The 15,309-nt window shown below is 60.3% G+C and carries 13 protein-coding genes and 1 tRNA gene; 7 read left to right on the top strand and 7 right to left on the bottom strand.

Annotation, left to right across the window (positions count from 1 at the left end; all coding sequences use genetic code 11):
- Positions 1 to 54 precede the first annotated feature (54 nt).
- The 3 genes from RRH01S_RS04950 to RRH01S_RS04940 all read right to left on the bottom strand — a co-directional run bounded on the left by RRH01S_RS04950 (position 55) and on the right by RRH01S_RS04940 (position 3,790).
- On the bottom strand, positions 55 to 1,122 hold the full coding sequence (locus RRH01S_RS04950; protein ID WP_007693113.1) for a porin: 1,068 nt from the start codon (positions 1,120 to 1,122) through the stop codon (positions 55 to 57).
- Between the two features lie 476 nt (positions 1,123 to 1,598).
- Positions 1,599 to 2,660, bottom strand: a complete 1,062-nt coding sequence (locus RRH01S_RS04945; RefSeq protein ID WP_007693115.1) for a porin — start codon at positions 2,658 to 2,660, stop codon at positions 1,599 to 1,601.
- Between the two features lie 605 nt (positions 2,661 to 3,265).
- The gene (locus tag RRH01S_RS04940) at positions 3,266 to 3,790 is read right to left on the bottom strand and encodes a DUF6428 family protein (protein WP_007693120.1); all 525 of its coding nucleotides are present in this window, start codon (positions 3,788 to 3,790) and stop codon (positions 3,266 to 3,268) included.
- A 46-nt stretch (positions 3,791 to 3,836) separates the two neighbouring features.
- Between RRH01S_RS04940 and RRH01S_RS04935 the strand changes: the two genes are divergently transcribed.
- From RRH01S_RS04935 to arsK, 4 genes are all read left to right on the top strand, one after another.
- Entirely contained in the window at positions 3,837 to 4,199 is a 363-nt protein-coding gene (locus RRH01S_RS04935) for an ArsR/SmtB family transcription factor (RefSeq protein WP_007693121.1), read from the top strand.
- Between the two features lie 99 nt (positions 4,200 to 4,298).
- Positions 4,299 to 4,724: an arsenate reductase (glutaredoxin) gene (gene arsC, locus RRH01S_RS04930; protein WP_042470213.1), complete on the top strand. Its 426-nt coding sequence runs from the start codon at positions 4,299 to 4,301 to the stop codon at positions 4,722 to 4,724.
- Positions 4,725 to 4,733: 9 nt separating this feature from the next.
- Positions 4,734 to 5,789, top strand: a complete 1,056-nt coding sequence (gene arsB / locus RRH01S_RS04925; protein ID WP_007693124.1) for an ACR3 family arsenite efflux transporter — start codon at positions 4,734 to 4,736, stop codon at positions 5,787 to 5,789.
- Positions 5,789 to 7,063 carry an arsenite efflux MFS transporter ArsK gene (gene arsK / locus RRH01S_RS04920; RefSeq protein WP_007693126.1) on the top strand — a complete coding sequence of 425 codons (1,275 nt, stop codon included), beginning with the start codon at positions 5,789 to 5,791 and terminating at the stop codon, positions 7,061 to 7,063. Before arsB ends, arsK begins: the two co-directional genes overlap by 1 nt.
- A gap of 38 nt (positions 7,064 to 7,101) precedes the next feature.
- Here arsK and RRH01S_RS04915 read toward each other — a convergent pair whose 3' ends face one another.
- On the bottom strand, positions 7,102 to 7,734 hold the full coding sequence (locus RRH01S_RS04915) for an FMN-binding negative transcriptional regulator (protein WP_007693127.1): 633 nt from the start codon (positions 7,732 to 7,734) through the stop codon (positions 7,102 to 7,104).
- 72 nt (positions 7,735 to 7,806) lie between these two features.
- On the opposite strand from RRH01S_RS04915, the gene pdxR reads away from it, so the two are divergent.
- A complete protein-coding gene (gene pdxR, locus RRH01S_RS04910) occupies positions 7,807 to 9,270 on the top strand; it encodes a MocR-like pyridoxine biosynthesis transcription factor PdxR (RefSeq protein ID WP_042470210.1) in 1,464 nt (487 codons plus the stop codon).
- Between the two features lie 91 nt (positions 9,271 to 9,361).
- Here pdxR and RRH01S_RS04905 read toward each other — a convergent pair.
- The 3 genes from RRH01S_RS04905 to RRH01S_RS04895 all read right to left on the bottom strand — a co-directional run bounded on the left by RRH01S_RS04905 (position 9,362) and on the right by RRH01S_RS04895 (position 12,061).
- Positions 9,362 to 9,451 (bottom strand) — tRNA-Ser (locus RRH01S_RS04905).
- Positions 9,452 to 9,579: 128 nt separating this feature from the next.
- Positions 9,580 to 10,797: an NAD(P)/FAD-dependent oxidoreductase gene (locus RRH01S_RS04900; protein ID WP_007693130.1), complete on the bottom strand. Its 1,218-nt coding sequence runs from the start codon at positions 10,795 to 10,797 to the stop codon at positions 9,580 to 9,582.
- Between the two features lie 145 nt (positions 10,798 to 10,942).
- Positions 10,943 to 12,061 (bottom strand): Gfo/Idh/MocA family protein, encoded by a 1,119-nt coding sequence (locus RRH01S_RS04895; protein ID WP_007693133.1) that lies wholly within the window; start codon positions 12,059 to 12,061, stop codon positions 10,943 to 10,945.
- 232 nt (positions 12,062 to 12,293) lie between these two features.
- Between RRH01S_RS04895 and RRH01S_RS04890 the strand changes: the two genes are divergently transcribed.
- Entirely contained in the window at positions 12,294 to 13,169 is an 876-nt protein-coding gene (locus tag RRH01S_RS04890; protein WP_007693135.1) for a MurR/RpiR family transcriptional regulator, read from the top strand.
- Positions 13,170 to 13,352: 183 nt separating this feature from the next.
- A complete protein-coding gene (locus RRH01S_RS04885) occupies positions 13,353 to 15,287 on the top strand; it encodes a bifunctional 5-dehydro-2-deoxygluconokinase/5-dehydro-2-deoxyphosphogluconate aldolase (RefSeq protein ID WP_007693137.1) in 1,935 nt (644 codons plus the stop codon).
- Positions 15,288 to 15,309 lie beyond the last annotated feature (22 nt).

Here is a 15,309-nt window from a genome sequence, read left to right as displayed (position 1 = left end):
ATCGGAGGTCAGATCAGAATATGAGCTATATCAAATCCGGTTGTTCGAACCGAATTAGAACGTACGCTGGAAGCGCAGGATACCAGCCCAGGTATCCTTGTTAGCGGCGTCATAGTTCACGTAGGTCAATTCCGGCTCGATCAGCAGGTCCTTGACAGGGTTGAACTTGACGTTCGTCGTCGCAGCGAAGGTCTTCACGTCGTCGTAGGAAAGCTGCAGGTTCCACTTCAGCTTGTCGTTGACCGGAACGCCAACGCCGCCCCAGACAGCCCAGTCGCCCCAGCCAAGACCATCTCCGCCTGCGCCGGCATACTTGTTGAGCTTATTGCCATCGGTGTTGTAGCCACCCATAACGAAAGCGGTCAGAATGCCGAAGTCGGCGTCAACGCGAGCCTTGACAGCGCCTTCTTCAACGATGGAGTCGTAGCCACCGACGACACGGAACTGCCAAGCGCCAGCCTTGTAGCCAGCACCGGCGACAACGTCCGGAGCATAGTGGTCGGAGCTGTTTTCGCCATTTGCACCGGTTGCGCCCGTGCCGGAATTGGAATCTTCCAGCGAGATTACAGCGGTGAAGCCATTGCCGGCATCATAGTTGTAGGTGAGCTGGTTCAGCTCGTCGCCACCATTGATACCGTACTCGATCACGTCGTCGTTGATGACGTCGCCGGCATAGCCGAGGAAGGTCGAGTAGACCGAATCGTTCTTACCAACGAGGAAGCCACCGAGGCTGATATTGGCCCAGAGCAGCTTGCTGGTGGTGGAGTTGCCGTCGTTCCAGTCGTAGCGATAGACCGTGCTGGTCTTCAACGGACCGTATTCGGTGTCCGATGCGGTCGAAAGTCTCAGTTCAGCGCGGGTATGCCAGTAGGTGCCGCGTTCACCGGCTTCCTGGCCAGCCTTGTAAGCATTGTACCAGCCACCTTCGGTACGAACCATACCGCCGATCTTGAGGCAGGTTTCGGTGCCCGGAATGAAGAAATAGCCGGCGCCATAGGCGTCGCAGATGCGAACGTATTCAAGCGGCTCGGGCTCGGCAGCGACGATAGCGTCGGCTGCATGAGCACCGGAAACTGCTGCCAGCGCAGCAGCGGAGCCGAGAAGAAGGCTCTTGATGTTCATGGTAACTCCAGTTCCAATATAAATTTAGGTAAGAGAATTCGCGCCGAAAAACGACGTGCCCCACCCCACCTTGCGTTCAAAGTTGACCCCTGATCTGGGAGAAACGAAACCGTAAGCCTCGCTTCTGATTTGCGAACCTACAGATCGAATTTTTCAGAGCAATATCAGAGATAAACTATGAGCATATGTGACGCTCGTTTCGAATTTTGCGTTGCACAAAAATCACGTCGCAAAATTGTCACATGAAATAGCCGATCTTGCCGCCGCACTTTACCCGACATTACTTTCCGGGGATCCTCAAGTTATACGGCGCCCACCATTTATACAAAACTAATACATAAAATAGCGGAGAATGTGCTTCAGACGCCGAAAGCAGAGGGCGATCGACCTTGCCCGGAACGCAAAAAGCCCGGCTCGAAAGCCGGGCTTTTCGTCACTTGCGTGACAAATCAGATCATGACCGAAGTCAAATCAGATTAGAACGAACGCTCGAAGCGGAGGATACCAGCCCACTGGTCCTGATTGATGGAGTCCCAGTTGGTGTAGGATACTTCCGGCTCGATCAGAAGGTTCTTGACCGGGTTGAACTTGAGGTTCGTGGTCGCGGCAAAGATCTTCGAGTCGGTGTAGGCGAGCTGCAGGTTCCACTTCAGCTTTTCGTTGACCGGTACGCCAACGCCGCCCCAAACTGCCCAGTCGCCCCAGCCGATATCAGCAGCGTCGCCGCCACCGTTCGAGCCGGCGTACTTGTTCAGCTTGTTGCCGTCGGTGTTGTAGCCGCCCATGACGAATGCCGAGAAGGCACCGAAGTCAGCGTCGACGCGAGCCTTGACAGCACCTTCTTCGACGATGGAGTCATAACCACCGACGACCTTGAAGGCCCAAGCGCCAGCCTTGTAGCCAACACCGGCGACAACGTCAGGAGCATAATGGTCAGAGCTGTCTTCGCCGTTAACGCCCGTAGCGCCAACGCCGGAGTTGCTGTCTTCGAGCGAGATCACAGCCGTGAAGCCGTTGCCTGCATCGTAGTTGTAGGTCAACTGGTTGAGTTCATACGGGCCGTCATAGACAACGTCGTCGTTGATGACGTCGCCGGCGTAGCCGGTGAACTGGTTGAACTGCGAGTCCGTCTTACCAACGGTGAAGCCACCGAGGCTGATGTAAGCCCACAGCAGATTGGTGTTGGTGGAAGCGCCTTCCTGCCAATCCCAACGAACGATGGTTTCGGTCTTCAGCGGACCATATTCAGTGTCGGTCGCGGTGTTGACGTTCAACTCAGCGCGGGTGTGCCAGAGCGTGCCACGAACGTTGTTCGGGTTGTAGGCATCGTACCACTGACCTTCGGTACGAACCTTACCGCCGATCTTGAGGCAGGTTTCGGTGCCCGGAATGAAGAAGTAGCCGGCGCCGTATGCGTCGCAGATGCGAACGTATTCAAGCGGCTCAGGCTCAGCAGCAACGATAGCGTCAGCTGCATGAGCACCGGAAACTGCTACCAAAGCAGCAGCGGAGCCGAGAAGAAGGCTCTTGATGTTCATTATTGACCTCCAGTCAAAGTTTCATTCGAGAATGAGAACTACCCGAAGGTATTCCCTGCCCCATCCTCGTGTTTCAAGAAGTGGACGATCAATCGCCCTCGCTTCCGAATTTGAAAATACAAGACGCGAACTGTCACGCAATCTACATCTTGCCTGAAAGGGAGATTCACAGGAGCCTTACACAATTCCTGTTGCCGAAAGGACACAAGTCAGCAACACAGGCGCCACATTTGTTTAGACTTCGTTAAGAAAGTCCTTAATGTACGGACACTTACGAGCCGATTTTAAATAAGACATGGAAATGGGACAAGCTGCCAACATGGCAGATCCGCGGCAAATCCGTGATATCAACGACGCTGCACACGCCATTTCCGACATTTACCGCGACCCGCTTCGACAGCGCGGAACGGGCAAACCTCATTCCGAGGTCCCCGACCGGTACTTGCGAGCGCGCGATTCTATTGCGACCGATTCGACGGGGAGCCACGATTTGAGAATTATCCGCTCGCACGATTGCAGCAGAATGACAAAATAGGACCGACAAACCTTATAATGGAGGAAACGGCAGCCGGATGGATGCCACTTCAGCGCCACTCTCTCGACCTTTAGGCCGCGCAGCAGTCTTTGCCAGCCGCCCTCGGGCCACAGCATGCAGCCGTTTCCTGTCTTACCCGATGCCTTGGTTTACAGATCGCCGAACGAGCGACGAGCCGTAGTATGACGCGATCGGCCTCGATGCGCAGCCTACCAACATCAAAAATCTGCATCGCCACATCCGGCGGCCCTACCTCGAGGGTGAGTCGCGCGCCAGCGTCAAGCTCGATTCGTTGAGCAACCTGATCGAGAATCCCCCGAAATTTGTCGACCGACAGGTAATCGCCCTCGCCTTCTTGGGCGATGTCTTCGATCTGCAGGATCGTCTCGCGCCATACATCCGGGTTTCCGCCGCAGTCGAGCGTGACGAATGAGCCGGCCTTCACCTCGGTAACGTGATAGCCGGGCCGGATCGTCTGCCCACCATAGTCGATTACAAGCGCCTTGCCGGCATACGGCTCCAGGGCGGCCAGAAGTGCGCCGAGCGAAGCGTCGCCATGAAAATCCATCTCGCGGGGTCTGGTGTCATCAATCATCTTCGTATACCTTTATCTCAATTACTCTTGAGATATTGAGGCGATAATGAACGAAAAGCAAGCCCTCGACGCTTTCGCGGCACTCTCGCAGGAAACCCGGCTGCGAATCGTCCGCCTGCTGGTGACGGCCGGCCCCGAAGGATTGCCGGCCGGCGCGATCGGCGAAGCCATGGATGGCGCCTCCTCCTCGCGCATATCCTTCCACCTGAGCCATCTCGAACACGCCGGATTGGTCGAATCCCGGCGCGAGGGCCGCTCGATCATCTACACTGCCTCCTATCCGGCGCTCTCCGGTCTCATCGAATTCCTCATGCGCGACTGCTGCCAGGGCCATCCCGATGTGTGCAGCCCGGCTGTTGCGGCGCTATCCTCCTGCTGCGAGCCCGAGAAGGACGCCGCTCATGCGTGATGCCCATCAATCAGACCGCTTCTTCAACGAAATCGCCCGACCCCAAGAGGCAACCGCGCACCGGGATAAAGCCCAACGCAACACAAAGTGAGTCAGATCATGGATGTTATCATTTACCACCACCCCGACTGCGGCACCTCGCGCAACACAGTGGCGCTGATCCGCAATGCCGGCATCGAGCCGCATGTCATCGAATATCTGAAGACGACGCCGTCGCGCGCGATGCTGATACAGCTCATCGCGCGGATGGGAATAGCCACCCGCGAGTTGTTGCGGGAAAAGGGCACGCCCTATGCGGAACTCGGCCTTGGCGATCCGAGCCTGACGGATGATCAGCTTCTCGACGCGATGATGCAGCATCCTATCCTGATCAACCGGCCGATCGTGGTGAGCCCGAAGGGTGTGAAGCTTTGCCGGCCGTCGGAAGAGGTTCTCGATCTGCTGCCTCCCCAGCTCGGTGAATTCTTCAAGGAGGACGGCGAACGCATTGTCGACGAGCACGGCCGCCGCGTCGCGAGCGCGTGAGGAGGCGCCATGTCGACCTTTGAACGCTATCTCACCCTCTGGGTCGCCCTCTGCATCGTCGTCGGCATCGCGCTCGGGCACATCATGCCCGGTGCATTCCAGGCCATCGGCGCGGCCGAGATTGCGCGGGTCAACCTGCCGGTCGCCTTGCTGATCTGGCTGATGGTCATTCCGATGCTGCTCAAGATCGATTTCGCCGCCCTTGGCGAAGTCGGCCGCCATTGGCGCGGCATCGGCGTGACACTGTTCATCAACTGGGCGGTGAAACCCTTTTCGATGGCTCTGCTCGGCTGGCTGTTCATAGGCTGGCTGTTCCGGCCCTATCTGCCGGCCGGCCAGATCGACAGCTATATCGCCGGGTTGATCATCCTCGCCGCCGCGCCCTGCACCGCCATGGTGTTCGTCTGGTCGAACCTGACCAAGGGCGAACCGCATTTTACGCTGAGCCAGGTGGCGCTCAACGACGCCATCATGGTCGTCGCCTTTGCGCCACTCGTCGGCCTGTTGCTTGGCCTTTCCGCCATCACCGTGCCGTGGGGCACGCTTGTCCTGTCGGTTGTGCTCTACATCGTCATTCCGGTGATCATCGCACAGCTCCTGCGCCGACGATTGCTTGCCTCGGGCAGCCAGGAGGCTCTCGATCTGCTGCTGGTCAGGCTCGGCCCGGTATCGCTCGCGGCGCTGCTGGCAACGCTGGCGCTGCTGTTCGGCTTCCAGGGCGGAGAGATCGTTGCGCAACCGCTGGTCATCGCACTCCTTGCCATACCAATCCTGATCCAGGTCTATTTCAATGCCGGGTTCGCCTATCTGCTCAATCGCATTGCCGGCGAACAGCATTGCGTCGCCGCCCCCTCCGCATTGATCGGGGCGTCGAACTTCTTCGAGCTTGCCGTTGCCGCCGCAATCAGCCTGTTCGGCTTCCATTCCGGCGCCGCACTCGCCACGGTCGTCGGCGTGCTGATCGAAGTGCCGGTCATGCTTACCGTCGTCTGGGCCGTGAACAGATCCAAGGGCTGGTACGAGCGCAGCGACAGGGTCGCGGGAGTCGCCGAGATCCAGCGCTGATGTCGGGCGATCTCGCGGATGCATCCACCGATTGCCTCAACGGATCCCCGGCGAATCCTTCCGCCGCTACGCCGCGCGCAAGACCCTTGCTCGTCATCGCGGCGCTCGGCCTGACGCAGATCATCGGCTATGGCACGCTCTATTACAGCTTCAGTATTCTGGCGCCCGCCATGGCGCATGACTTTGGATGGCCGACCGAATGGATTTTCGGCGTGCTGTCGGGCGCGCTTTTGATCGGCGGTCTGGCCGCGCCATGGGCAGGCCGCTGGATTGACCACTATGGTGCCGCACGCATCATGACGGTCGGGTCGCTGGCGGCCGCGGCCGCTCTGATCGCCTGCGCCCTGGCACCCGTCGGCATCGCCTTCGTGCCGGCGCTGATCGCCGTCGAGATTGCCTCGACCCTGGTGCAATATGGCGCCGCCTTTGCTCTTCTCGTGCAGCAACAGCCCCGGACCGCGCAGCGCAGCATCGTCCACCTGACGCTGATCGCCGGCCTTGCCTCGACGATCTTCTGGCCGTTCACCACCGCGCTCCATAACGCACTGTCGTGGCAGCAGGTATATTTTGTCTTCGCGGCGATGAACTTTTTCATCTGCCTGCCGATCCATGCATGGCTGTCACGGCTGAACCGGCGTCCCGATAAAACAGGTGACGCCGACGCCACCGCACCGAACGCAACGGTCGACGGCAGCCTTCCCCTCGCCGCGCGACGAAGAGGCTCCATCCTCCTGTCGATCGGCTTTGCGCTCCAGAGCTTCGTCAGCTCGGCCATTCTCGTGCATATGCTGCCGCTTCTCGGCGCGCTGGGGCTCGGCGTTGCCGGCGTCATGGTCGGCACGCTCTTCGGCCCTGCACAGGTGACAAGTCGCTTCATCAACATGATGTTCGGCAAAAACCTGTCCCAGCTCAGGCTTGCGATGATTTCCGCCGCAATGCTACCGGCATCGGCGGCGCTGCTGCTTCTGACCGCACCTTCCGTTCCCGGAGCATTGGCCTTCGCCGTCCTGTTCGGCATGGGGAACGGGCTTTACAGCATTGTCAGCGGCGTATTGCCCCTGGCCCTCTTCGGCAGTGAGGGATACGGCGCCCGCCAGGGTCAGCTCATGTCGGTCCGCCTGATCGTCTCCTCGGCCGCGCCCTTCGCCTTCGCCCTGCTGATGGAGAATATCGGCGTGAATTGGGCGCTAACGATCACCGCTATTCTCGGAAGCGGAGCCTTGCTGGCGTTTCTGGGAATTGCGCGATTGTATCGCGAGCCGCACGCTGGTTGACACCGCTGGCCCTCGAGAGATCAGCGGCGGCGACAGTCTCAAGCGTCATCCACCGGAATGAGACCGGCAACGAGCCGGTTCGCCGGACGGTCACTCTTGCCGAGCCCCTCGGCGACACCCGCCCGGTCCGCCGCGCTGCGGTTCTGGCTCATCTTGCGCTTACCCTCGATTCGGCCGATGGGCAGGCGTAGTCCGACAATGCCCCTGAGCTGGGCCTTGATGAAGGGCTCTGGCGCGTCTGTAACCGCCCATGGCCCGGCGCGCGGCCCTTCGTAAAGATTGGTCAGGCGCGAGACGACCTCCAGCAATCTATCCGCATCCTCGAAGAACTCCACCGGCCCGTAGGCATGTACGGCAGCATAGTTCCAGGTCGGCACGACCTTGCCGTGCTCCCGCTTTGTCGCATACCAGGATGGGCTGACATAGGCATCCGGCCCCATGAAGATGGCGAGAGCCTCGCCGATCACCGGCGTCTTCCATTGCGGATTGGCCCGGGCAAGATGGCCGTAGAGCGTCCCATGTTCGCCCTCGCTCGGATCGAGAAACAGCGGCAGCGGCGTCGAAAGCAATCCGTCCGCGGTTGCCGTGACGAAATTGCAGAGGCGCGCGTCACGCACCATGGCATGGAGTTCGGCGGGATCGTCCTCCCGAAAGGCTGGCGGAACATACATGAAAATCATCCTTGGTTTTCCGGAGCAATACCGGCATACTGGCATGCTATAAACAGCCAGTCTGGATAATAAATGGAAGACCAGTCAGAGGATGGGGCCGGCGATGTGCCGAGGCTCGGCGCACGCCGCATCTATGAAGAGCTGAAGGCGCAGATCGCAAACGGTATCTATGCCTCCGGCTCGCCCATGCCCTCGACCCGCTCGCTCGCGGCCGAGCTTGGCGTGGCGCGCTCGACGGTGACGATCGCCTATGAACAATTGCTGTCTGAGGGCTTCATCGAGAGCAGGCAGGGCGCGCGCACCCGCGTCGCCATGCTGCGCCCGGTCGAATCTCCTCCGGAGCGAGCCGCCTCAACGGCAACGACCAGACGCAACCTCTCCGCCTATGGCGAGCGACTACAAGTGTTGCCGCATCCGCCGCAGCACAATCCATCAAAGCTGATCGCCGATTTCCGCTACGGAGACCTTGCTGCGTCGGACTTTCCGACATTGCTGTGGAAACGGGCGGTCGACGACACAGTCAAGCGGCGTCGGGACCGGTTGGCCTATGACGACCCGCGCGGCAGCCTTGCGCTCCGCACGGCACTGCAAGCCTATCTCTGGCGAGCGCGCGGCATTCGCTGCGAGCTGGGCCAACTCATTATCGTCAACGGATCGCAGCAAGGGCTCGATCTCTGCACGCGCCTGCTCGTCGATCCCGGCGACGCCGTGGTGATCGAAGACCCCTGCTATGCGATGGCGCGCAATGTCTTTGCGGCCATCGGTGCGACCGTCGTGCCGGTCCCGGCCGATCACGAAGGACTGAGGACAGACTTGCTTCAGGCCATCGATGCGCGGCTGGCCTATGTAACGCCCTCGCATCAATTCCCGCTCGGCGGCGTCATGCCGATCGGGCGCCGGAATGCGCTGCTTGCCTGGTCGCGACAATGCGGGGCCTACGTGATCGAGGACGATTACGATGGCGAATACCGTTACGATATCGCACCGGTCCCACCGCTTCAGACGCTGGGCGGAGCGGGCAATGTCATATACCTGGGCACTCTCTCCAAGACGCTGTCACCGACGCTTCGCCTTGGCTACATGGTCGTGCCGCAGGAGCTGGCGGAGGTATTTGCGGCCGCCAAGCGGCTCACCGACCGTCATTCGCCACAGCTGGAACAGGAGGCAGCCGCGATGCTGATTGCGACGGGCGCCTATGAACGGCACGTCCGCCGGACACGGCGACGCAATGCCGCCAGGCGGGCAACCCTGCTTGCCGCGCTGCGCGCCAAACTCGGCGACCGCCTCACGATCGTCGGGGCAGACGCCGGCCTGCACGTCATCGTCTGGTGCAACACCATATCCGCAAACGAGGAAAGCCAACTGATCGAACGCGCCCGGCAAGCGCGAATCGGCCTCTATCCCGTGACGCCGACTTATGCCGCCGCTGATGCGCCCTACCGACCCGATCGCGCCGGCTTCATCATCGGCTATGCGAGCCTTGACGAGCATCAGATAGAGCGTGGAGTGGATGTGCTGGCGACGGTGCTATTGTGAAAGGTCTCTGTCGCGACTGACGCCTGGAGCGTGCCTCACAACCGCTGAAGGAAGAATTCAGCGGAGCCGGCTTTTCGCATTTTTGGGAAAATGGCGGAGAAGATGGGATTCGAACCCACGATACCATCTCTGGTATACTCCCTTAGCAGGGGAGCGCCTTCGACCACTCGGCCACCTCTCCGGTGCGGCCCTGATAGGGCCATTCATTTATCGACGCAAGCCCTTTTTCGCCTGCGCGTGTGTTCTCCCTGCATTCGACGTCACGCGCATCCTGCAGGGAAGAACTCGATAGCCGGCTTGCGGCCTTTCTCAGGCCAGGAGCTGCTTGAGGTCCGTAGCGGGATCGGCCAGAACGGATTTCGCCGGGTTGATGCCGGTTTCCAGCAGCTTCTTGCCGGTCACATAGGCCTTTGCGTCGTTAATGGCATCAACGGCAATGAAACGGCCCTCCTTGAAATACCAGACAGAAGCCGACCCTTCACGGGTGCCGGGGCGCAGAAGGGTCTCGTCGTAGCCGAGGTTGAAGCCAGCGATCTGGAGCTTAACGTCGTATTGATCCGACCAGAACCACGGTTTCGGATCATAGGTCGCATTGCCGCCGGTGATGATTCCGGCTGCGGCTTCGGCCTGATCGACGGCGTTCTGGACCGATTCGAGGCGAATGCGGCCGCCGTTCCAGGGCAATTCGGCGCAATCGCCCGCGGCGAAGATTGAGGGATCGGAGGTACGGGCGAGCGAATCAACGATAATGCCGTTGCCGACCTCCAGGCCAGCTTCCTTGGCGAGCCTGTCGTTCGGGGCGACGCCAATGCCGACGATGACGAAATCGACATCGATGGTGGAGCCGTCGGATAGCTCGGCGGCAACGACGTGACCGTTCTTGCCGATGAGCTGCTTGAGGCCGGTCTTTTCACGGATGACGACGTCATGCTCCCGGTGGATCACCCGCATGATGTCGGCCGTCTCCTTGGCGGCGACGCGCTGCAGGATCCTGTCGGCCATTTCGATGAGGGTGACTTCAAGGCCGCGATGGCGGGCGACAGCCGCCGCTTCGAGGCCGATATAGCCGCCGCCAATGATCAGGACGCGACGGCCGGCGCGCATTTCGGCGGCGAGCTGATCGGCATCGCGCTTGTCGCGGGCGACATAGACGCCTTCGAGGGCGCCGCCGACAGCGGGCGGCAGCCGGCGCGGCGTGGCGCCTGTCGTCAGCGCCAGCGTCTCGTAGTCGAGCGCGGAGCCGTCCTGCATGATGACCTGCTTTGCGGCGCGCTTGATCTGCTCGACCCAGGTGGACAGGCGGATCTCGACATTGTTGTCGGCATACCAGTGCTCCGGGCGGAACAGCAGCCGGTCGAAGGCCATTTCGCCGAGAAGATACTTCTTGGTCAACGGCGGCCGTTGATAGGGAAGGCTTTCTTCGGCGCCGACGATGGTGATCGGCCTCAGATCTCCGAGCGCCCGCACTTTGGCGGCAAGCGCGAATCCGGCCTGCCCGGCCCCGACAATGACCAATCTGCCCGTCACGATCCTTACTCCATTATTGTTATAGCGGCTCGCCGTCCTGATATAGGGCGTCGAGCCTATGGATTTCAGGGGTAACGCTTACCCTTGCAAGCGTCAATTGCAGCTGACCTTGCATCTCGGATCGGGCAGAAATTAGGGCAGACCCTTAGGCTGTTACTTCAACCCACCGGCGCTCGTGGAAGGAACGCGCCATGGCGTGCACCGATTTTTCGATGCGCAAGCCGTCCACGAAGCTGATGACCGATGCCGTATCGCCGGAAATGGCGCGGATCAATTCGCGGCACTCGATAATCTTCAGATCGTTGAAGCCGAGCCCGTGACCGGGCGCGGGGATGAACCGGTCATAGGGCTTGTGCGCGGGAGCGGCGAGGATCTTGCGGAACCCCTGCTCCGAGCCCCTGCCCTCCGCCTGATAAAGCTCGAATTCGTTCATGCGCTCCTGATCGTAGGTGATCGAGCCCTTCGAGCCGAAGATCTGCAGCGCGATGCGGCCTTTGCGACCCCAGGCGGAGCGATTCGCCATCAGCACTGCGGAAATGCCGCCGCCGAGCCGCATCAACACATTGGCGAGATCGTGATTCTCCACAGTCCGCCGGCCTCCCTCCTTCAGCGGGCGTTCGGCATAGGGCTTTGCCATGTCAGTGATAACCGCCTCGACATGGCCGAACAGGAACCAGAGCAGCGACAGCGGATGCACGGCGAAATCATCAAGCGCACCATAGCCGGAGGCGAGCTCGCTCTTCCAGTAGAAGAGGCCTTCCGGATCGGCCATGAAATCTTCGTCCATCTCGACGCGGATATGATTGATCTCGCCGATGGCGTCCTCGCCGATCAGCTGCTTGATATGCCGCATCACCGGGTTCTGGATGTAGTTGTAGCCGAGGATGGCAACCTTGCCCGAGGCCTTGGCGGCGCTCAGCATACGCTCGGCATCCGCATAGCCCGGCGCCATCGGCTTTTCGCACCAGACGTGTTTGCCGGCTTCCAGCGCCGCAATCGCCATTTCCGGATGGAATTGATTGGGTGTGGTGACGGAGACGACATCGACCTCAGGGTCGGCGATCAGCGCGCGCCAGTCGGCGGTCGCCTTTTCGAAACCGAACTCATCGCCGCGCGACCGCGCCAGATCGGCATTGGCCTCGGCAAGATGCACAAGGCGCGGCCGCTCGACGTCACCGAACACGGTCTTGACCGCATTCCAGGCCAGCGCATGGCATTTGCCCATATAGCCGGTTCCGATCAACCCAACGCCCAATGGCTTCATTTCCGTCTCCTCCATAAGCTTCCCTCTGAAGCACGCGCATTTTTTGGAATATTTAGACCGTTTTGACAAGCGGGCTCGTTAGACAGTTATGTCGGAAGATCGGAATAATCGTAATTTAATAGCACAAATTCATGCACTTAAAAATAATCGTGCCGACTGTTTCAAAATCCGTTATCGTTCGAAATATGGAATATTTGTTTCATCAACGGGCATAGCAGCGAAAAGGCGGGGCATGGACAACAGTATCGAGACGCGAACCAAGGTGCCGCGGGATTTCGAAAGCCTGCGCAGCATCATCATAGAGCGCAAGGATTCCATGCCGAAGCGGCTGGCGCAGGTCGCCGCCTTCGCGCTTGCCAATCCCGACGAAATCGCCTTCGGCACAACGGCAAGCATTGCCGCTGCCGCCGATGTCCAACCATCGACGCTTGTGCGCCTCGCCCATCACCTCGGCTATGAAGGCTTTTCCGACCTGCAGAGCATCTTCCGCGAGCGGCTGCGCGACCGGACGCTGAGCTATGAGGAGCGGCTGATCACGCTCGAGCAATCCGGCATCAAGGATGAAGAGGCCGGCATTCTCTCCGGCTTTCTCTCGGCCGCCAGCCAGTCGGTCAACAAGCTTGCCGCCACCATCGAGACCGATACCTTCGCCAAAGCGGTGGATGTGCTCGCGGCGGCCGAGACCATCTATCTGATTGCCAAACGCCGCTCCTATCCGCTGACGGCGCATCTGACCTACGCCTTTTCGAAGCTGAACATCCGTCATCAGATCGTCGCCTCGCCAAACGGTATCGACGGCGAGATCGCGCGCTTTGCGACCGAGAGGGATGCCGCGATCGCCGCAAGCTTCTCCCCCTATGCCGCCGAAAGCCTGCTACAGGCGCAAGACCTTGCCGCGCGCAACGTGCCAGTCATCGCCATCACCGATTCGGCTTTTTCACCCCTCACCGCTTGCGCCACCCACTGGTTCGAAGTAGCCGAGGCGGATTTTGCCGGCTTCCGCTCCTTATCGGCGTCCATGGCACTGATCATGGCCTTTCCCGTCGCCATTGCCGAGCGACGGCGCAAAGAGACGATAGGAAAACCTCAGAAAACTAAAATGGAATAAATATTCCGAATTGACAAAATTTCGGAACCGCTGTTTCATTGCATTCATATTCACGGTCTCGGGAGACGGCCGCGAAATCGACCACAACCCGGATGAAACCAAGACGCACCGGGACTTTCAATGATGCATGACCCAAGGAGAAACTGAAGAGTTTCCGGGATCATGCCTGGACGGGAGGACATCATGGCTCACGACAATCCTGGCACTCAGCCGGAGGCGACACTCGATGTCATCACCATCGGCCGCTCTTCCGTCGATCTTTACGGCCAGCAGATCGGCTCGCGGCTGGAGGATATCGCCTCCTTTGCCAAATCGGTCGGCGGCTGCCCCGCCAACATCGCTATCGGCACGGCGCGACTCGGCCTGAAATCCGGCCTCATCACCCGCGTCGGCGACGAGCAGATGGGGCGCTTCATCCGCGAGCAGACGGCGCGCGAAGGCGTCGCTGTCCAGGGGATCGCCACCGACAAGGAACGGCTGACGGCGCTGGTGCTGCTGGCGGTCGAGGCCGAAGGCGTCTCGCCGATGATCTTCTATCGCTCCGACTGCGCCGACATGGCGCTCGACGAAAACGATATCGATGAGGATTTCATCAAGTCCTCCCGCGCCGTGCTGGTTTCCGGCACGCATTTTTCCAAGCCCAACACCGAGGCCGCGCAGCGCAAGGCGATCCGCATCGCCAAGGCGAACGGCCGCAAGGTGATCTTCGATATCGACTATCGGCCGAACCTCTGGGGCCTCGCCGGTCACGCGGAAGGGTTCGAGCGCTATGTGAAGTCGGATCGCGTTTCCTCGAAGATGCGGGAGACGCTGCCGGATTGCGATCTCATCATCGGCACCGAAGAGGAGATCATGATCGGCTCGGGCGTCGACAACGTGCTCGGCGCGCTGAAGGAAATCCGACGTCTTTCCCCGGCGACCATCGTGCTCAAGCGCGGCGCCATGGGCTGCATCGTCTATGACGGCCCGATCTCGGACGATCTTGAAGCCGGTATCGTCGGTGAGGGATTCCCGATCGAAGTGTTCAACGTGCTCGGCGCCGGCGATGCCTTCATGTCCGGCTTCCTGCGCGGCTACCTGCGCGACGAGCCGCTGAAGACTTGCGCCACCTGGGCGAATGCCTGCGGTGCTTTTGCGGTCTCGCGCCTGCTGTGCTCGCCGGAATATCCGACCTGGGCCGAACTCGACTTCTTCCTGCAGACGGGCAGCAAGCACCGGGCACTGCGCAAGGATGAGGCGATCAACCACATCCATTGGGCCTCGACCCGTAATGGCGACATCCCGCTCCTGATGGCGCTGGCCATCGATCACCGCTCGCAGCTCGTCAGCGTCGCCGATGAACTGGGTGTCGGCCATGACAAGATCGTCGCCTTCAAGCGGCTGGCGGTGGAAGCGGCAGCGCGGGTGTCGGGCGGTCGTTCCGGCTATGGCATGCTGATCGACGAGCGCTTTGGCCGCGATGCCTTCTTCGATGCCGCCACCAAGAATTTCTCCTGGATCGGCCGCCCCGTCGAACTGCCAGGCTCCAAGCCGCTGAAATTCGAGTTCAGCCAGGATATCGGCTCGCAGCTCGTCGAATGGCCGCTCAACCATTGCATCAAGTGCCTGTGCTTCTATCATCCGGACGATCCGAAAGAGCTGAAGGCGGAGCAGCAGGAGAAGCTGCGCACCCTGTTCGAAGCTGCCCGTAAGGTCGGCCGCGAGTTGCTGGTCGAGATCATCGCCGGCAAGAACGGGCCGCTCACCGACGACACGATCGCAACCGCGATGGAAGAGCTCTATGCGCTCGGCATCAAGCCCGACTGGTGGAAGTTGGAACCACAGGATTCGACGGCTGCCTGGAAAAAAATCGATGCCGTGATCGCCAAAAATGATCCATGGTGCCGCGGTATCGTGCTGCTTGGCCTGGAGGCACCTGCGGATGAATTGATCCGTAGCTTCGAAGCCACGCTGGCCGCGCCTTCGGTCAAGGGTTTCGCCGTCGGGCGGACGATCTTTTCCGATGCGGCCCGTGCGTGGCTATCGGGCGGCATGAACGACGAGGAAGCGATCGCCGACATGGCTGGCCGCTTCCGGCAACTGACCCAGGCGTGGTTGAAAACCCGCGGCCTGCAATAGTTTAGAAGCATTTGGGAGGCGC

It is taken from the genome of Rhizobium rhizogenes NBRC 13257 (genome assembly GCF_000696095.1).
Classification (GTDB): Bacteria; Pseudomonadota; Alphaproteobacteria; order Rhizobiales; family Rhizobiaceae; genus Rhizobium; species Rhizobium rhizogenes.
Note: the sequence above shows the minus strand (reverse complement) of the source record. Positions and strands in the feature narration are given on the sequence as shown.